At 58.3% G+C, this 17,899-nt stretch carries 15 protein-coding genes; 6 read left to right on the forward strand and 9 right to left on the reverse strand.

Annotated elements, in window-relative coordinates; genetic code table 11:
• Window positions 1-32 precede the first annotated feature (32 nt).
• Window positions 33-1,610, reverse strand: coding sequence for a YdgA family protein (locus VZP09_RS07530; RefSeq protein WP_032414877.1), 1,578 nt, complete (start codon window positions 1,608-1,610; stop codon window positions 33-35).
• A gap of 89 nt (window positions 1,611-1,699) precedes the next feature.
• Window positions 1,700-2,875 carry a mannose-6-phosphate isomerase gene (manA, locus tag VZP09_RS07535; protein ID WP_328795011.1) on the reverse strand — a complete coding sequence of 392 codons (1,176 nt, stop codon included), beginning with the start codon at window positions 2,873-2,875 and terminating at the stop codon, window positions 1,700-1,702.
• Between the two features lie 201 nt (window positions 2,876-3,076).
• Here manA and fumA point away from each other — a divergent pair, with 201 nt between their 5' ends.
• Together fumA and fumC are read left to right on the forward strand one after the other, a co-directional pair.
• Window positions 3,077-4,723: a class I fumarate hydratase FumA gene (gene fumA, locus VZP09_RS07540; RefSeq protein WP_002903313.1), complete on the forward strand. Its 1,647-nt coding sequence runs from the start codon at window positions 3,077-3,079 to the stop codon at window positions 4,721-4,723.
• A 339-nt stretch (window positions 4,724-5,062) separates the two neighbouring features.
• Entirely contained in the window at window positions 5,063-6,463 is a 1,401-nt protein-coding gene (fumC, locus tag VZP09_RS07545) for a class II fumarate hydratase (protein ID WP_002903315.1), read from the forward strand.
• On the opposite strand, the gene tus is transcribed toward fumC, so the two are convergent.
• From tus to rstA, 4 genes are all read right to left on the reverse strand, one after another.
• Window positions 6,453-7,385: a DNA replication terminus site-binding protein gene (gene tus, locus VZP09_RS07550; protein WP_004148259.1), complete on the reverse strand. Its 933-nt coding sequence runs from the start codon at window positions 7,383-7,385 to the stop codon at window positions 6,453-6,455. The genes fumC and tus overlap by 11 nt on opposite strands.
• Before the next feature lie 75 nt (window positions 7,386-7,460).
• Window positions 7,461-8,762, reverse strand: a complete 1,302-nt coding sequence (gene rstB / locus VZP09_RS07555) for a two-component system sensor histidine kinase RstB (RefSeq protein WP_328795012.1) — start codon at window positions 8,760-8,762, stop codon at window positions 7,461-7,463.
• Between the two features lie 255 nt (window positions 8,763-9,017).
• Window positions 9,018-9,380 carry a hypothetical protein gene (locus VZP09_RS07560; RefSeq protein ID WP_002903374.1) on the reverse strand — a complete coding sequence of 121 codons (363 nt, stop codon included), beginning with the start codon at window positions 9,378-9,380 and terminating at the stop codon, window positions 9,018-9,020.
• A gap of 242 nt (window positions 9,381-9,622) precedes the next feature.
• The gene (gene rstA, locus VZP09_RS07565; protein WP_002903377.1) at window positions 9,623-10,342 is read right to left on the reverse strand and encodes a two-component system response regulator RstA; all 720 of its coding nucleotides are present in this window, start codon (window positions 10,340-10,342) and stop codon (window positions 9,623-9,625) included.
• Window positions 10,343-10,470: 128 nt separating this feature from the next.
• On the opposite strand from rstA, the gene VZP09_RS07570 reads away from it, so the two are divergent.
• Window positions 10,471-10,806 (forward strand): GlpM family protein, encoded by a 336-nt coding sequence (locus VZP09_RS07570; protein ID WP_002903379.1) that lies wholly within the window; start codon window positions 10,471-10,473, stop codon window positions 10,804-10,806.
• On the opposite strand, the gene folM is transcribed toward VZP09_RS07570, so the two are convergent.
• The 3 genes from folM to ydgH all read right to left on the reverse strand — a co-directional run bounded on the left by folM (window position 10,803) and on the right by ydgH (window position 14,072).
• Window positions 10,803-11,525 (reverse strand): dihydromonapterin reductase, encoded by a 723-nt coding sequence (gene folM / locus VZP09_RS07575; protein ID WP_114503156.1) that lies wholly within the window; start codon window positions 11,523-11,525, stop codon window positions 10,803-10,805. The two genes, VZP09_RS07570 and folM, sit on opposite strands and share 4 nt — an antisense overlap.
• A 36-nt stretch (window positions 11,526-11,561) precedes the next feature.
• A complete protein-coding gene (locus VZP09_RS07580; RefSeq protein WP_328795013.1) occupies window positions 11,562-12,944 on the reverse strand; it encodes an amino acid permease in 1,383 nt (460 codons plus the stop codon).
• Between the two features lie 177 nt (window positions 12,945-13,121).
• Window positions 13,122-14,072 (reverse strand): DUF1471 family protein YdgH, encoded by a 951-nt coding sequence (gene ydgH / locus VZP09_RS07585; protein ID WP_002903384.1) that lies wholly within the window; start codon window positions 14,070-14,072, stop codon window positions 13,122-13,124.
• Window positions 14,073-14,593: 521 nt separating this feature from the next.
• Between ydgH and pntA the strand changes: the two genes are divergently transcribed.
• From pntA to VZP09_RS07600, 3 genes are all read left to right on the forward strand, one after another.
• Window positions 14,594-16,123, forward strand: coding sequence for a Re/Si-specific NAD(P)(+) transhydrogenase subunit alpha (gene pntA, locus VZP09_RS07590; protein WP_328795015.1), 1,530 nt, complete (start codon window positions 14,594-14,596; stop codon window positions 16,121-16,123).
• 10 nt (window positions 16,124-16,133) lie between these two features.
• Entirely contained in the window at window positions 16,134-17,522 is a 1,389-nt protein-coding gene (gene pntB / locus VZP09_RS07595) for a Re/Si-specific NAD(P)(+) transhydrogenase subunit beta (protein ID WP_328795016.1), read from the forward strand.
• A gap of 148 nt (window positions 17,523-17,670) precedes the next feature.
• Window positions 17,671-17,859, forward strand: coding sequence for a YdiH family protein (locus VZP09_RS07600; RefSeq protein ID WP_002903388.1), 189 nt, complete (start codon window positions 17,671-17,673; stop codon window positions 17,857-17,859).
• Window positions 17,860-17,899 lie beyond the last annotated feature (40 nt).

A 17,899-nucleotide genomic window follows, 5' to 3' on the forward strand; every position in this document is an offset into this window, starting at 1 on the left:
GGCGCGCGCTGGCCGTCTCCTGTACCGATAAGTTACGGCTGCGGGGCGGCGTCGTCCTGCTGAGGAGCGGCGTCATCCTGCTGCGGCTGGCCTTCCTGCTGCGGCTGGCCTTCCTGCGGCGCGCTGTCCGGCAGCGAAGGCGCTTCCAGACCAAACATCGCGGCAAAGTCTTGCAGCGGCATTTTCTGTCCGTTCAGCGTCACCTGGCCGTTCGCGTACTGCAGACTGCTGCTGATGGCGTTATCTTCCATGGTGGTAATGCGGAACATCTGGCCCATCGCCGCCAGGCCTTTGACCTGCTGATCGGCAAGCTTGGCGGCATCGGCCGGCTGATAGCCTTCCAGACCGGCGATCTTAGTCATAAACTCCGTCGCCATATCCACCGGGATCACCACTTTGCCGTCCAGGGACTGCACCACGCGATCCAGGCTGTCCGCCAGGGTCTGCGGCGGAGCGGTCACCTGGGCCGGATCTTTCAGCAGAACCGAGAGGTTGAGGGTGCTTTCGCCTTTGGCATTGCGCCAGCTCAGCGGAGAGATGGTCACCGACGGGTTGCCTTTGAGCAGGATCGGCAGCGCATTGAACAGCGTTTCGGTGAGGGCCTGCTGATACAGCTCCGGATTCTGCGCCAGCTCCGGTTTCGCCAGCAGCGCCTGAGACTGCGCGCTGTACTGCTGACTGAACTGGTGCCACGCCTGACCGTCGACGTTATCCACTTTCAGCGTGAGTTTGCCGCTGCCCATATCCTGCCCCTGCAGCTTGAGGCTGTTGACGGTGTAGTTCACCTGGCTGTTCACGCCTTTGCCGTCCTGGGTCAGCGTCGAGCCGCCGTCCAGCGCCATGCCGTCGATCAGCGCCAGCTCTTTGCCTTCGACGCTGATGGCCAGTTTATCGAGGGTCATTTTTTGCTGGCCGATACGTTCGTTGAAGCTGGCCAGCTCGGTGGCGCCGTCGGTGGTCAGGTTGACGAAGCGCAGCTGTACCTTCTGATTATATTCGTTGAGCGCATCGATCTGCCCGCTGCCGGCCTGGCCCTTCAGGCTGATGTTTTTGCCGTCGCGGTCGGCGTCGAGCTGGAACTGACCGCCGCTGAAGGTGACTTTCTCATCGCCTTTAGCGTAGTCGAGGGCGTTAAGGACGATAGCCGACTGGCTGTCGCCGCTGTAGGCAATGCGCGTATCGACGATAAAGGGGGTGTCGCCTTTGGCTATCTCGAACAGCGCCTGGCTGGCGTCGTTTCTCACCAGCGTGGTGTGGACGGAAGCCATTGCCGGCGCCAGATTAAAGGCTTTTAACGAGGCCAGCGGGAAGGGGCCATGATCGACCACTTCGTCAAGCACCACGCTCTGCCCGGCGGCCAGCCAGCCGTTAGCCTGACCGGCGATCGGCTTCACCACCAGCTGCAGATGGCTGCTGAACAGCCCGCGCTGGTAGTCCTGATAGCTCAGCTCCAGACCTGACTCCGGCGCGCTGCTGCGCAGCTGGGCGTTTGCCTGCTGCACCATATCGGCGATCCGGCCTTCCAGCTGTTTACCAGTGAACCAGGCGCCGCCTGTCCATACCACGCCCAGCGCCACGATGACTCCTGCTGCGACCAGCGATTTTTTCATAGCATTTATCCATAAATGAAGCCAGGCGGAGAGACCGCCTGGCTGAGTTATCACCAACAGTAAGCGCGACCTGAAGGGTCAGTCGCTTACTAGAGCTTATTGAAAACGCGCGCCACGCGGCCGCGGCCGCTGACCTGCACCGGCGATTCACTGGCGGCCACGAAGGCCGACTCGCCCGGCTTGAGGGTCAGGCTCTGGTCGCCTTTGCGCAGTACGGCTTCGCCGTCGACGCAGAACACGATCGCCGCGCTTGCCTGGGCCAGATCGCTGGCCTCGGCGGAGAGGTCATGCAGGGAGAAGGCAAAATCTTCCACCGGGATCGGGAAGTCGAGTTCCGCGCCGTGACGCTGCGGCTGGGTCAACAGCTCACCCGCCGGTTTAGCCTCGAACTTGACGTTAGCAACCAGCTCAGGAATATCAATGTATTTCGGCGTCAGGCCGGCGCGCAGTACGTTATCCGAGTTGGCCATCACCTCCAGCGCCACCCCCTGCAGATAGGCGTGCGGCGTTTCAGCAAACAGGAACATCGCTTCGCCTGGGTTCAGCTTCACCACGTTCAGCAGCAGCGGGGAGAAGAGGCCGCTGTCGTCCGGATAGAATTCCGCGATCAGGCGGATAGTCTGCCACGGTTCGCCTTGTTCACGGGCCAGTACGTCGCGCAGCACCTGCAGCGCCTTGGCCTTTTCCTCACCCTGCATATTTAGCAGGCTGGCAAACAGCTGGCTCAGGTGAGTCGCGTCCGGCTGCTGCAGGAAGGCGCCGATTGCCGGATGCGCGCTAGCCACCGGCTGCAGCAGGGTGACAATCTCGCTGAACTCGCGAAATGCATTCATCGCCAGGAACGGCGTCAGGGCAAAAACCAGCTCCGGTTTGTGGTTCGGATCTTTGTAGTTACGCTCGGCGGCGGAGAGCGGGATACCGGCGGCGTTCTCGCGGGCGAAACCTTCTTCCGAGGCCTGCTTGTTGGGATGCACCTGAATTGAGAGCGGCTGAGCGGCGCACAGTACCTTAAACAGGAACGACAGTTCACCAAAGCGGGCGGCAACCTTGTCGCCGAGCAGAGCGGCTTTATCCGCGTCAATCACCTCGCGCAGTGAACGCGGCTGGCCGTCGGCCGCCAGGATCTGCGAGCTGCTCTTCGGATGCGCCCCCATCCACAGCTCTGCCATCGGCAGATTGTCCGGGTTGGCGATGCCATAGAGTTCGGTTAAGGCGGTGTGGCTTCCCCATGCATAGTTCTGCACGGCGTTAATCAGCTTTTGCATTCTCAATCCCTGTTTCAAACAAAGTAAATTTTATCGCCCTATTAAACCAGCAAACGGTGGAGAAGCAACTGCTGAAAGAAAAAGTCGTCCTTGTCTCAGTTTTTGTTAAAAAATTGTGTAAGATTGTTCGACTCGCTTTTCTACAGGCACATGGAGTCCCTGCCTGAAACATAATCAGCCAAAGCAGTAAGTGAGAGTACAATGTCGAATAAACCGTTTGTTTACCAGGATCCTTTTCCGCTCAAAAAGGATGACACCGAGTATTATCTCCTCAGCAGTGATTACGTCTCCGTCGCCGAATTCGCCGGCCAGGAAGTGCTAAAAGTTGACCCTCAGGCGCTGACCCTTCTGGCGCAGCATGCTTTCCACGACGCCTCCTTTATGCTTCGCCCTGCGCATCAGCAGCAGGTGGCGGATATCCTTAACGATCCGGAAGCCAGCGAAAACGATAAATACGTCGCGCTGCAGTTCCTGCGCAACTCGGATATCGCCGCCAAAGGTATTCTGCCCACCTGCCAGGACACCGGCACCGCGATCATCATGGGTAAAAAAGGCCAGCGCGTGTGGACCGGCGGCGGCGATGAAGCCGCCCTGGCGCAGGGGGTGTATAACACCTATATCCAGGACAACCTGCGCTACTCGCAGAACGCGCCGCTGGATATGTATAAAGAGGTTAACACTGGCACCAACCTGCCGGCGCAGATCGATCTCTATGCTACCGATGGCGATGAGTACAAATTCCTCTGCATCGCCAAGGGCGGCGGCTCGGCGAACAAAACCTATCTGTACCAGGAAACCAAAGCGCTGATCACCCCGGCGAAGCTGAAAAATTACCTCGTCGAGAAGATGCGCACCCTCGGTACTGCCGCCTGTCCACCGTACCATATCGCCTTCGTGATCGGCGGTACCTCGGCGGAAGCGACGCTGAAGACCGTGAAGCTGGCGTCCACCAAATACTACGATGGCCTGCCGACCGAAGGTAACGAGCACGGCCAGGCGTTCCGCGACGTGCAACTGGAGCAGGAGCTGCTGCTGGAGGCGCAGAACCTTGGTCTCGGCGCGCAGTTCGGCGGCAAATACTTTGCCCACGATATCCGCGTGATCCGTCTGCCGCGTCACGGCGCTTCCTGCCCGGTAGGGATGGGGGTTTCCTGTTCCGCCGACCGCAACATCAAAGCCAAGATTAACCGCGACGGCATCTGGATCGAGAAGCTGGAGAGCAACCCGGGGAAATATATCCCTGAGCATCTGCGCCAGGCCGGGGAAGGCGAAGCGGTGAAGGTAAATCTTAACCAGCCGATGAGCGAGATCCTGGCGCAGCTGTCACAGTATCCGGTGTCCACCCGCCTGTCGCTGAGCGGGACTATCATCGTCGCCCGCGATATCGCCCACGCTAAGCTGAAGGAGCTTATCGACAACGGCGAGGCGCTGCCGCAGTACGTCAAAGATCACCCGATCTACTACGCAGGTCCGGCCAAGACGCCGGACGGTTACGCCTCCGGCTCTCTGGGGCCGACCACCGCAGGCCGCATGGACTCTTACGTTGATCTGCTGCAGTCCCATGGGGCGAGCAAGATCATGCTGGCGAAAGGCAACCGCAGCCAGCAGGTCACCGACGCCTGCCACAAACACGGCGGCTTCTACCTCGGCAGCATCGGCGGCCCGGCGGCAGTGCTGGCCCAGCAGAGCATCAAGAGCCTCGAGTGCGTGGCCTATCCGGAGCTGGGTATGGAGGCTATCTGGAAAATTGAAGTGGAGGATTTCCCGGCCTTTATCCTCGTTGATGATAAAGGCAATGACTTCTTCCAGCAGATCCAGACCTCGCAGTGCGCCCGCTGCGTGAAGTAACCCAGGCCGCCCTTCGGGGCGGCGCTGGTCGATGACAAACCTGATTTCGTTAGGGTGAGCGCCTTTCTGCCGGGCGGCGGCTTTCGCCTTACCCGGCCTACGAAAAACAGCAATATCAATAAGTTATGCAGTTCTCTATAGGCCCGCGCAAGCGCAGCGCCGCCGGGAAATCCCGACGATTGCATTTTGTCAGCGGTCTGGGCTGCCCCTCGGGGCGGCTTTTTTTATGTCGCTTCGCGGCACGAACCACCAAAACAACTTATCAATCTGGCCAATACTTAGTCTTTTAAGCAGGTGAGCTTTGTCGCTATGACGCACTTTTCATCCAAGGAGAAAGTAATGACAACGCATCGCAGTGAAAAAGACTCGATGGGCGCCATCGAGGTCCCGGCCGATAAACTCTGGGGCGCCCAGACCCAGCGCTCGCTGGAGCATTTCCGCATCTCGACCGAAAAAATGCCCGGGGAGCTGATATACGCCCTGGCGCTGACCAAGCGGGCGGCGGCGAAGGTTAACCAGGATCTCGGACTGTTGACGGCGGAGAAAGCCGGGGCGATCGTCGCCGCCGCTGACGAAGTGCTGGCCGGAAAGCACGCGCAGGAGTTCCCCCTGGCTATCTGGCAGACCGGCTCCGGCACCCAAAGCAATATGAATATGAACGAGGTGCTGGCCAACCGCGCCAGTGAACTGCTCGGCGGAGAACGGGGGATGGCGCGAAAAATTCATCCCAATGACGATGTGAATAAGAGCCAAAGCTCAAATGATGTATTCCCCACCGCCATGCACGTCGCGGCGCTGATTGCCCTGCGGGAAAAAGTGATCCCGTCGCTGCAGGCGCTGCGGGCGACGCTCAATGAAAAAGCGGTGGCCTTCAGGGATATCGTCAAGATCGGCCGCACCCATCTGCAGGACGCCACGCCGCTCACCTTAGGCCAGGAGATCTCCGGCTGGGTGGCGATGCTGGACCATAGCCTGAAGCACATTGAAGCCAGTCAGCCGCATCTTGCCGAGCTGGCGCTGGGCGGGACGGCGGTAGGAACCGGGCTGAATACCCATCCGGAATATGCCGTACGGGTGGCGGCCGAGCTGGCGTCACTCAGCGGACAGCCATTTGTCACCGCGCCGAACAAATTCGAAGCGCTGGCCACTGTGGATGCCCTGGTCCATGCCCACGGCGCGCTGAAAGGCCTGGCGGCCTCGCTGATGAAAATCGCTAACGATGTCCGCTGGCTGGCCTCCGGCCCCCGCTGCGGCATTGGTGAAATCGCCATCCCGGAAAACGAGCCAGGGTCATCGATTATGCCGGGCAAGGTTAACCCAACCCAGTGCGAAGCTCTGACCATGGTCTGCTGCCAGGTGATGGGCAACGACGTGGCAGTGAATATCGGCGGTGCTTCCGGCAACTTTGAGCTTAACGTCTATCGCCCGATGGTCATCCACAACTTCCTGCAGTCGGTACGTCTGCTGGCGGACGGTATGGCGAGCTTTAACGAGCACTGTGCGGTGGGTATTGAACCGAATCGCGAGCGGATCAGTCAGTTGCTCAATGAGTCGCTGATGCTGGTTACTGCGCTGAATACCCATATCGGCTACGACAAGGCGGCGGAAATCGCTAAAAAAGCGCACCATGAGGGGCTGACTCTCAAAGCCTCGGCGCTGGCGCTGGGCTACCTGACGGAAGCCGAATTCGACAGCTGGGTGCGCCCGGAAGAGATGGTCGGCAGCCTGGCTATTCGCTAGCCAGCCAGAGGTGCAGGCGCGGGATAAGCAATCTCAGCGACTGCGCCTCCGGTTTGTAGCGATACTGCACATTGTCGGCATCATAGTTCAGCAGCTCGCCAATATCCGGTACGCTGACCCCCCGGCTGCCGGACATCAGGGCGATCAGCGGGCTGGGGCAGGCGTACTGTACCTGTTTCTGCTCGCCGGCGTACCAGACGCGGGCGATCGGCTGGACTTTCACCGGTCGTTTTATTTTCAGCCGCGCCCGCTGCGGCAGGGCGGCGATATCCTGATACTCCCTTTCCAGTTTGCTCTGCCACTGCTCCCGGGTCCACGGCGGCACCGCCCGCGGCGCTTGCAGGCTTTTCTCCAGCATCATCAACACCTGGTCGCGGGTCAGATTCTTGATGACGTGCTTATTGGCCCAGCCGAAGCGGATGGTGCTCGGGTCGACGAGGGGCGTCAGCGTGCGGTAGGCGCTAAGGGTGATCAACCCCGGCAAATGACGGTGTACCCACTCAAAACGGGCGGTGGGGGGCAGGCCGGAGTCGACGGTGACGATCTTCTCGAAGGTGGCCTTCAGGGCATTGATATGCTGAATACGCGCCAGCAGATCCTGCTGCTCCGCGGCGGTAACCTGCAGGCAGATAGCCCCCGGCAGGCGTACGGCGGCCTTGCTGCTGCGGTTTTCCGATTGCTGCTGGATAAACAGATGGCTGTAGTGGCGCAGGGCGCGCGCCAGGGCCGTCTTGCCGATGTGCTGCACCACTGGAATGGTGGCCAGCGGATCGTGCTCGGCATCCTTACCGATCGCCGGCAGTTCAAATACCCGGCCCGCCAGCAGACGGCAGTCACTTAACGCCTGCTGGAGCGCCTGCAGCTCCAGCTCGATCTGGCGAAAGGTATTATTCAGACGTTCAACGAGGTCGTAGCTGGCCATTATTACCACCTTAGTTACAACATACTATTAGATTTTTGCAGCATACCCAGCCCGCGGCTTCTGCGCAAGTTTTATTCAGGCAGAGGTGAAATCAGGCAGCTGATGATAGACCGGCCAGCTAAAGCAGAAGCGGGCGCCGCCGAGAGGGCTGGCCTCGCAGCGCACCTCGCCGCCCATCGCCTGGGCGATACTGTGGACAATCGCCAGGCCGAGGCCGCAGCCTCCTGTCGCCCGGTCCCGGCTGGGGTCAAGGCGGACAAAGGGCTCAAACACCCGCTCGCGCTCCTCGGGGGCGATTCCCGGGCCGTCATCCTCAACCAGCAACGATGCGCGCGAACCCTGCAGCGTCAGGCTGACCGCCACCCGCTGGCTGCTGTAGCGCAGGGCGTTATTGACCAAATTATCCAGCACCCGCTCCATCAGTCGCATATCCAGCGCGCCGTAGTTACCGTGGGTCAGCGTCGCCAGGGCGACCTCGCGCTGTGGGTTGACCATCTGGATATCCTCGACGTGATCGCTGATCCAGGCGGGAAAATCGGGAGTCGTCAGGCTGAGCTCCGTCTGCGGGCGGTCGAGGCGGGTGTAGGTCAGGAGCTCTTCAATCAGCGCCTCCAGCTGACCGATATCGCGGTTCAGCGCCTGCGATTCCGCCTCGGTGAGATTCTCGCTCATCTCCAGACGGTAGCGCAGGCGTACCAGCGGTGTCCTGAGTTCATGGGCGATGCCGTCAATCAGCTGCTTTTTGCTGGCAATAAGCGCATTAATGTTATCGGCCATTTGGTTAAAGGCCACCCCGAGCCGCTCGAAGCTGGACATACTGTCGAAGTGAATGCGCTCGCTGAGGTGACCTTCGCCAAAGCGCTGGGCGGCCGTCTCAATGCGCAGCATGTCCTGCCAGTGCGGGCGCATCCAGATAAACACCGGAAAGGCCAGAGAGATAGCAATAAACGCCATTAGCGCCACGTCCAGCAGGCGCATCTCATGCAGAAAATAGAGATAGGGCACCGGGCCCACCGACAGCACATAGTGGCTGCGGGGAATGCGCTGAATAAAGGTGTACTGATCGTCGAGGGCGACGATATCGCCGGCGCGCAGGTGCTGCATCGAGCTTTCCGACAGCTTAAATTTGCTGATCGGCTCGATGTGCAGATCAAACGATAAATTCAGGTCCAGCTCTTTAAGGGTCTTGCTCCAGTCGCGCGGCGGTATCTCCCGCAGCTCGCTGCGCATCAGATACAGCGAGCTTTTCATCAAATCGTCAAGCGACTGCCGTCCGGCGCGCTCCGCGGTAAATTTATAGACCAGACCGACCAGCATGGTCATCACCAGAAAGCAGACGAAGAGCAGAAGATAGAACTGCACGAACAGCTTTTTCATTACATTACCGCGTATTCAAGAGAAACCTGTCTGGCGCCCCAGGGGCATCTTCTGCGCGTCGGGGAGTCAATGTTATCGATATCCCCGGGCGAGGCGCGGGGAAATCATAGATACGCTATCAAAGCAGGGTTTATGCCCCCTGACAATAGCCAGCCTGGAGACAGAACGGTGAAAAGGTGACAGTGTCACTCGATGCGTTGATTTCTTCACCCTCNNNNGAGCAGGGCAATCGTATTTTGTGCGTCGATGGATACGCTACTCACGATAATAAGGAATGTCTACCGGATAGGTGGTCGTCAGACTCAGCAGCCGACAGCGCACCAGCTTTTCCGTTTCGGCATACCAGTAAGCAAACTCGCCGGTGGTCTGGTGGTAAATCATCTGATCGAGGTTGGCAAACGGGATCACCAGCAGCGGCCCCTGGCGAACGTGGCCGCCGCCGGTTTCAAAGTGATGCTGCCCCCAGGATTGCTGGGTATGTTCATAGCGATGAAGGATCACCTCGATTTGCCCGCGCTGCGGACAGAGGAGTCGAATATCGGCGTTGTCGAGGGAAAAAGCCCAGCCAGAGAGAGAAGTGAACAGTGAGAGTGCCAAAAGTACAACGTATTTCATCATGCAAAAGTCCTGTGTTTTCAGGCTTTATGCCACTCTGACAGCGGTAAGTCCTTGAGCACAATCATATTGAGGAGTTATGTGATGGGGTTCTGTACGGCTAATTCTAATGATTTAGTCAATATGACAAGTTCCGGTGATGAATGTGCGCGCCAGGGACGAACGCAGCAGGCAGCAAACGTGATAACTTTGCCGCCGGCGAGCGCGCGATGAGCGGGCCCCTCGCAGGGCCGCAGAAGGGCTGCTTAGTTATCCCAGGCGTGAGGGGCGAACAGGTAGCCTTTGTTGCGAACGGTCTTAATACGATAGGGCTCCGTGGCGTTGTCGAGCAGTTTTTTGCGCAGGCGGGAGATAGCCACGTCGACGCTGCGATCCATCCCGTCATAGGTAACGCCGCGTAAATTTTTCAGCAGTGCGTCGCGGTCCATAATCTGCCCGGCGTGGGTGGCCAACTCCCACAGCAGATCGAAATCGGCGGTCGACAGGGCGACGTTTTCTCCGCCAAGCAGCACCTGGCGGTTGACCGGGTCAATGGTCAGCGAGCCGAAGGAGATGGTTTTATGTGGCGTGAGCGTTGAGGAGGCGGAACCGGCGCCTGCCGGAGCAATATGCTGGCGCAAATGCAGACGCAGTCGCGCGAGAAGTACCGCTGGCGGCGTGGTTTTCAGAATATAATCGCTGGCGCCCATCTCCAGGGAGAGGATATGGTTCATATCGCTGTCGAGCGAAGTCAGCAGGACAATCGGCCCTTGCCATTGCCCGCGCAGATCGCGACAGAGCGTCATTCCGTCCTTGCCGGGCAGCATAATGTCCAGCAGCACCAGATCCGGTTTCTCCCGCGCGATCACCTCCTCAGCGCGGTCGCCGCGAGGCTCGACCACCACATCCATATCATGCTTGCCGAGATAGGCGGCGATCAGCGTGCCTACCTCAGGGTCATCCTCAACAAAAACGATTTTATTCATGTCTATTGCACATCAGTAAAAGAAGTAACATACACCGCACTTATTTTACCCGCCATTACTCTTTTATAAACAGCGTTAAATCCGCTATGCTGCCCTAACTTATTGATTCACTGTTAAGGCATACGGGCATGGGGCTGTTAATCAAAGGGCTGCTGGGAGCGCTGGTGGTGGTGCTGATTGGCGTGCTGGCGAAAACCAAAAACTACGCTATCGCTGGCCTGGTCCCGCTGTTTCCCACCTTTGCGCTCATCGCTCATTATATTGTCGCCAGCGAGCGGGGGATCGAAGCCCTGCGCGCGACCATCGTATTCGGCATGTGGTCGATTCTTCCCTATTTTATCTATCTGCTGTCACTGTGGTATTTCACCGGGATTATGCGCCTGCCGTTGGCGCTGGCAGGCGCGGTGGGATGCTGGGGGCTGTGCGCCTGGCTGTTAATCCTCGGCTGGAGCCGTTTCCACTAGCGCAGCGGGCGGCCGCCGTCGACAGCGAATGAGCGGCCGGTAACGTAGCGGCTGGTAAACAGGTAATCGATGAGATCGCTAATCTCTTTTTCGCCAGGGGCGATTTTCATCAGCGATTTATCCAGCGCCTGCTGACGATAGGCCTCGTCGTCACCCTCATTAAACATGATTAGCGACGGCGCGATGGCGTTGACCTTAACCTCTGGCGCCAGCTTGCGAGCGAAGGAGCGGGTCATGTTATCCAGGGCGGCTTTGCTGGCGGCGTAGGCGATATGTTTGTCGCTCCCGCGCTCCACCACGTAATCGGTGATATGGATAACGTCGCTGGCGGCATGGCCGTGGCCGCGCAGCAACGCCTCCAGCGCATGGTTGAGCAGATAGGGGGCGTGGACGTGGATCTGCATCATGCGGTTGATGACGGTGCTCAGCGGGACGCCCGGCTTTTCCGCTATCCAGTCGCTGGCGTTATGGATGATGGCGCGCAGACCGTCGGTGTGTGATTTGACCGCTTCAGCGAAGGTCAGAATGCCGTCATCGCTGCTAAAATCGGCCTGCAGGCAGAGCGCGCCCGCTTCGCGCAGGCCGTCAATCGCCGGATAGGGCGTACGATAGCTGACGATGACCGGCTGGCGCTGCTGCAGAAAATGGTGTGCCAGAGCGAGGCCGATGCGGCGGCCTGCTCCTGTGATCAGAATCGGGCGGGGCTGTTGTTCAGCCATGGGTATCTCCTATGCGTTCTGCGGCAGGGCGACCGCTTACCCCACCAGCATCCACGTTGCCGGCACAGCGGCAACCAGCAATAAACCAATTAGCGCCACTTCGCGGCGTTTGAGCGAACGATCGTGCTGGTGCGTACGTCGGGCGTACAAAAAGACCAGAAGACCCGGAGCGTAAAGTACCACCGACAACAGCAAATGCACAGGCCCCGACGCGTATAATAACCATATGCCATAAATACAGGCGCCGATAGCCACCGCTTTATGCAGCGGGCGAGTGGCGATTTTCAGCAGAAAGGCGCCGACCAGCAGATAGGGCACGAGAATCATCTCAGAGGCAATGGTCAGCAGCGTGCCGTAGTCCGATCCGGTCAGCCAGATCAGCACCAGCGATACCTGAACGCTGATATTGGTCAACCACAATGAGGCGGAGGGGGCGTTGTTGCTATTCTGACGGGCAAACAGGCGCGGGAAGGCTTTATGAGTGGCGGCGAGGAAAGGCACCTCCGCGGCCATGATGGTCCAGCTGAGATAAGCGCCGCACACCGACACGATCAGCCCGGCGGCAATGACGATCTCCCCCCATGACCCCATCAGCCTGACCATCAGTCCCGCCATCGACGGGTTGCGCATTTCGGCCAGTTCGCTGCGCGGCACAACGCCCAGCGACAGCAGGGTGACCAGCAGATACACCGCGAGGGCCGACAGCACCGNCAGCAGCGTCGCGCGGCCAACGTCGCGCTTGTGTCGCGCCCGCGCGGACACGACTACCGCCCCCTCCACGCCGATAAACACCCACAGGGTGATCAGCATGGTGTTTTTGACCTGCTCCCATACCGGCACGCCCAGCGCCAGGCCGCTAAAATCGAGGCGGAACGTATCCAGCTGAAAGGCCAGGGCGGCGAGCGCGACGAAGGCGCCCAGCGGCAGAAGCTTGGCGAGGGTGGCCACCAGGTTAATCCCCGCTGCCGTCTGGACACCGCGCAGGACCAGAAAGTGGACGACCCACAGCAGAACCGACGCGCCAACGATAGACTGCCAGGTATTACCATCGCCAAACAGGCGCAGCTCAGGGGTATCGGTGAAAAAACTGAGCGCCGAAAAGACGATAACCAGATAGGAGACATTGGCGATCACCGCGCACAGCCAGTATCCCCAGGCGGAACAGAAGCCGATCAGTTCGCCGAATCCTTCGCGAGCGTAGGTGAAGATCCCGCCGTCGAGGTCGGGACGAATACGGGTCAACAGCAGCATGGCGAAAGCGAGAAACAGGATCCCGACGCCGGTGATGGCCCAGCCAATGAGCAGAGCGGAAGGGCTGGCCACGGCAGCCATATTTTGCGGCAAACTGAATACGCCAGCGCCGAGCATTGAGCTAAGGACCAGGGCGGTCAGGGCGCTCAGGCCCAGTTTCTTTTCCATTGCATTCCCGAGGTGAAAATGGCTGTTCCAGAATATTTATTTTGCGAAATCGCATAAAAATGGAGGATTGCGCTAAGGCGCGGGATTTTACGGAGTGTCCGGGGGCCATGCAATGGCGGGGGATGAAAAAAAATGAAAAGGCGGCAATGCGCCGCCTTTTTAGCCAGCCAGCAGCGATTATTTGTACAAATCGGCGCTGATGGTGATGTTGCCGCCGCGTTCCTGCCACTGGCGGGTGATGTGGTAGTACTTCGCCCCTTTCTTCGCCGCGCGTTTCGCCGTCTGATAGGAGATTTCGGTCATGTTGCCGTAGTTGCCGGTGAACTGGATGTTATCGAACGGCACCATTTGCGCCGCAGTCACTTTGTTCACTTCTTCGACCTTAGTGCCGTTCGGCAGGGTGACAGTGTAACGTCCACCTTTCGAAGACTGAGTCTCAAAGAAACGCCCAACGCCGGTACCCGAACCCACCGCGGCGGTGGTGGCAACGCCCGGAATTTCCACGTTCTTCGCCGCTTCGCCGCCTTTGGCCAGCGCTGCGCGGCCAGCTTCAGAGTCAGCCGGGATAGCGTCCGGGCTCTGCAGCACGCGTTTTTCAGCATCTTTTTTGTAGATATAAGCGGTAATGCGCTGGTTGCCGCCCTGGTTGGCGTCAACCTGGCGGACGATAAAGAACGCATAGGCGCCTTTTGCTTTCGCCGCTTTGGTGATGGCGTCGTTGACTTCCGGCTGGCTGCGATAGAAGCCCTGAACGGTGACGGTGTCGTAAGGCATCAGCTCAACGGCCTGATCTTTCGGCAACTCCATCACGCCGTTGATAATGCGATTCTTCGGCGCATCCGCTTTCGGCGCGTCTTCTTTATAAAGGTCAGCCGTGACGCGCCAGTTGCCGCCATTGCCGTAGTCCGACGTGTCGACAACATAGAATGAGGCCGCGCCGTCTTTGTCGGCTTTGCGCGATACTGCCTGTACCGCATCGCCAATGGCATTAAACCGGCCGGTGACGACAACGCGATCGTAGGGCTTCAGCGCAGCCGCCTGCTCCGGGGTCAACTCGGTCGCTGCATGGGCAGACAACGTGGCGGTTGTCAGGAGAGCAGACGCCAGGAGGGTGTTTTTAAGCTTCATAAAAATAATCCTTTGCCTTGCGCAAACCATATACTGGTGTTGTTGTTGACTGAAAACGTTTGATTATTGCATTTAATCGCCGTGACTGTCTGCGTCAATTTTTGCTTGCCGCCCGAATCGTATACTACGGAAAGATAACATTTTTCGATATGTTGAAAAAACAGGCGCTTGACCAGCAAAAACGATAATCAATACCACTTTTATTAGTTAATGTAATGTTAACACAATGATCTCAATGGCGATAAATGGCGTTTTATACCGCAGGATAAGCGGATTATCAGGCCTGGGCGGCAAATTCAGGTAAATATTGCTGCCCGGACCCATCTGAGCTGACAATAAGCAATAAAATCAAAATTTGTGTTTTATCGCAGTAGATCACAATCGGTATTTTCAGTAGGTTATAAAAAGTTTGTTACTGTTTCATTTTGTAGACAGCGAAAGATGGCGAGGAAGATTTTGCCGTCCTGGCGTTGTTGGGCAGAAAAGTAAACCATCATCAAAAACCGATGGAAGGGAAAACTATGCGTATTGGTGTACCACAAGAAAGGCTAGCCNAGGAGACCCGGGCCGCCGCCACGCCGAAGACCGTTGAGCAATTGCTCAAACTCGGCTTTAGCGTCGCGGTAGAAAGCGGCGCCGGGAAGCTGGCCAGCTTTGACGATGAGGCCTTTGCCGAGGCAGGAGCTGAAATCGTGACCGGCGACGAGGTATGGCAGTCTGATGTCATCCTTAAGGTCAATGCTCCGAATGACGATGAAATTGCCCTGCTGAATCCGGGGACCACGCTGATTAGTTTTATCTGGCCGGCGCAAAACCCGCAGCTGATGGAAAAACTGGCGGCCCGTAATATCAACGTAATGGCGATGGATTCCGTGCCGCGTATTTCCCGCGCCCAGTCGCTGGATGCGCTCAGCTCAATGGCCAACATCGCCGGGTACCGCGCTATCGTTGAAGCGGCGCATGAATTTGGTCGATTCTTTACCGGGCAGATTACGGCGGCAGGCAAGGTTCCGCCCGCCAAGGTGATGGTCATTGGCGCCGGGGTCGCCGGTCTGGCGGCGATTGGCGCCGCCAACAGCCTGGGCGCTATTGTTCGCGCCTTCGATACCCGTCCGGAAGTGAAGGAGCAGGTGCAGAGTATGGGCGCCGAGTTCCTCGAGCTGGACTTTAAAGAGGAAGCGGGCAGCGGCGATGGCTACGCCAAGGTGATGTCTGAGGCCTTTATTAAGGCTGAAATGGCGCTGTTCGCCGCGCAGGCGAAAGAGGTCGATATCATTGTCACCACGGCGTTAATCCCGGGCAAACCGGCGCCGAAGCTGATCACCCGCGAAATGGTCGACTCCATGAAATCGGGCAGCGTGGTGGTCGATCTGGCCTCGCAAAACGGCGGCAACTGTGAGTACACCGTACCGGGCGAAGTGGTGACCACCGCCAACGGCGTGAAAATCATCGGTTACACCGATCTTCCTGGCCGTCTGCCGACCCAGTCCTCCCAGCTCTACGGCACCAACCTGGTGAACCTGCTGAAGCTGCTGTGCAAAGAGAAAGACGGCAATATCGTTATCGATTTCGATGACGTGGTAGTGCGCGGCGTGACCGTTGTTCGCGAAGGTGAAATCACCTGGCCGGCGCCGCCGATTCAGGTCTCCGCTCAGCCGCAGGCCGCGGCGAAAAAAGTGGAAGCGCCGAAAGAAGCGGTGAAACCGGCGTCGCCGTGGCGCAAATATGCGCTGATGGCGCTGGCGATTATTCTCTTCGGCTGGCTGGCCAACGTGGCGCCAAAAGAGTTCCTCGGCCATTTCACCGTCTTCGCGCTGGCCTGCGTGGTGGGTTACTACGTGGTGTGGAACGTCTCCCATGCGCTGCATACGCCGCTGATGTCGGTGACCAATGCCATTTCGGGCATTATCGTGGTTGGCGCGTTGTTGCAGATAGGCCACGGCGGCTGGGTCAGCTTCCTGAGCTTTATCGCGGTGCTGATCGCCAGCATTAATATTTTCGGTGGTTTTACCGTGACTCAGCGCATGCTGAAAATGTTTCGCAAAGGATAAGGGGTAGCACATGTCTGGTGGATTAGTAACGGCTGCATACATTGTTGCTGCAATCCTGTTTATTTTCAGCCTGGCGGGCCTGTCGAAACACGAAACGTCGCAGCAGGGCAACTATTTCGGCATCGCCGGGATGGCCATTGCCCTGATCGCTACCATCCTGGGGCCGGACGCCGGCAACGTCGGCTGGATTATTCTTGCGATGGTGATCGGCGGGGCGATCGGTATTCGTCTGGCGAAGAAGGTCGAGATGACCGAGATGCCGGAGCTGGTGGCTATCCTGCACAGCTTCGTGGGGCTGGCAGCGGTGCTGGTGGGTTTCAACAGCTACCTGCAGCATGAAACCGGTATGGAGCAAATTCTGGTCAATATTCATTTGACCGAAGTGTTCCTCGGGATCTTCATCGGCGCGGTGACCTTCACCGGTTCGGTGGTGGCGTTTGGTAAATTGCGCGGCAAAATTTCCTCCAGGCCGCTGATGCTGCCCAATCGCCATAAGCTGAACCTGGCGGCGCTGGTGGTTTCCTTCATCCTGATGGTGATTTTTGTTCGCTCTGACAGCACCGGCACCCAGGTCCTGTGCCTGCTGGTGATGACCGCGATCGCGCTGGCCTTTGGCTGGCACCTGGTGGCCTCTATCGGCGGTGCGGACATGCCGGTGGTGGTCTCGATGCTCAACTCCTACTCGGGCTGGGCGGCAGCGGCGGCGGGCTTTATGCTGAGTAATGACCTGCTGATCGTCACCGGCGCGCTGGTGGGCTCTTCCGGCGCCATCCTCTCTTACATTATGTGTAAGGCGATGAACCGCTCCTTTATCAGCGTGATCGCCGGGGGCTTCGGCACCGATGGTTCCTCCAGCGGCGGCGATGAAGAAGTGGGCGAGCATCGCGAGATTAGTGCCGAAGAGACGGCGGAGATGCTGAAAAACTCGCACTCGGTGATCATCACCCCGGGCTACGGTATGGCGGTGGCTCAGGCGCAGTATCCGGTAGCAGAAATTACCGAGAAGCTGCGGGCGCGGGGTATCAAAGTACGCTTTGGTATTCATCCGGTGGCCGGGCGCCTGCCGGGGCATATGAACGTCCTGCTGGCGGAAGCCAAAGTGCCTTACGACATCGTGCTGGAGATGGATGAGATCAACAACGATTTCAGCGACACCGACACCGTGCTGGTGATCGGCGCCAACGATACCGTCAACCCGGCGGCGCAGGACGATCCGAAGAGCCCGATCGCCGGCATGCCGGTGCTCGAGGTGTGGAAAGCGCAGAATGTGGTGGTCTTTAAGCGTTCAATGAACACCGGTTACGCCGGCGTACAGAACCCGCTGTTCTTTAAAGAGAACACTCATATGCTGTTTGGCGATGCTAAAGCCAGCGTCGATGCGATCCTGAAAGCGCTGTAANGTAACATAATTGTTTTACAACGTTTGTTTATAAGCCGTCTCCTGTGAGACGGCTTTTTTATATGCAGGGGGATGCCTGGAATTGTTCATAAAATAAGCGGCAAGAGGTGATATAATGTTCCGGTTCTTAAATCAGACAGAGGATATTATGGATACCGAGTTAACCCCAACGCAGATGGCCATCGAATTCTTACGCCGCGACCCCACCGTCATGACCCCAGCGCAGTATCTGAAAAAACTTAAACTGCTGGAGCTGGAGTTTGCTGACCTGATGGCGCTCTCCTCGCTGGAGCTGAAAGAAGAGATCGATCTGGCCTGGCGTCTGGGTATCCACTAAGCCATTCTCGCTGGACAGCGACAGGGGCCGCCAACGGCCC

The sequence above is a fragment of the Klebsiella sp. EMBS2024 genome, from assembly GCF_036233805.1.
Taxonomy (GTDB): Bacteria; Pseudomonadota; Gammaproteobacteria; order Enterobacterales; family Enterobacteriaceae; genus Klebsiella; species Klebsiella pneumoniae.

Bases quoted from the DNA above. Each gene is read 5' to 3' on its own strand.
- manA (WP_328795011.1), bottom strand. From the start codon at position 2,875: ATGCAAAAGCTGATTAACGCCGTGCAGAACTATGCATGGGGAAGCCAC.
- ydgH (WP_002903384.1), bottom strand. From the start codon at position 14,072: ATGAAGCTTAAAAACACCCTCCTGGCGTCTGCTCTCCTGACAACCGCC.
- VZP09_RS07600 (WP_002903388.1), top strand. From the start codon at position 17,671: ATGGATACCGAGTTAACCCCAACGCAGATGGCCATCGAATTCTTACGC.
- VZP09_RS07570 (WP_002903379.1), top strand. From the start codon at position 10,471: ATGGGGCTGTTAATCAAAGGGCTGCTGGGAGCGCTGGTGGTGGTGCTG.
- tus (WP_004148259.1), bottom strand. From the start codon at position 7,385: ATGGCCAGCTACGACCTCGTTGAACGTCTGAATAATACCTTTCGCCAG.
- pntB (WP_328795016.1), top strand. From the start codon at position 16,134: ATGTCTGGTGGATTAGTAACGGCTGCATACATTGTTGCTGCAATCCTG.
- rstB (WP_328795012.1), bottom strand. From the start codon at position 8,762: ATGAAAAAGCTGTTCGTGCAGTTCTATCTTCTGCTCTTCGTCTGCTTT.
- fumC (WP_002903315.1), top strand. From the start codon at position 5,063: ATGACAACGCATCGCAGTGAAAAAGACTCGATGGGCGCCATCGAGGTC.
- fumA (WP_002903313.1), top strand. From the start codon at position 3,077: ATGTCGAATAAACCGTTTGTTTACCAGGATCCTTTTCCGCTCAAAAAG.
- folM (WP_114503156.1), bottom strand. From the start codon at position 11,525: ATGGCTGAACAACAGCCCCGCCCGATTCTGATCACAGGAGCAGGCCGC.
- rstA (WP_002903377.1), bottom strand. From the start codon at position 10,342: ATGAATAAAATCGTTTTTGTTGAGGATGACCCTGAGGTAGGCACGCTG.
- VZP09_RS07530 (WP_032414877.1), bottom strand. From the start codon at position 1,610: ATGAAAAAATCGCTGGTCGCAGCAGGAGTCATCGTGGCGCTGGGCGTG.
- VZP09_RS07560 (WP_002903374.1), bottom strand. From the start codon at position 9,380: ATGATGAAATACGTTGTACTTTTGGCACTCTCACTGTTCACTTCTCTC.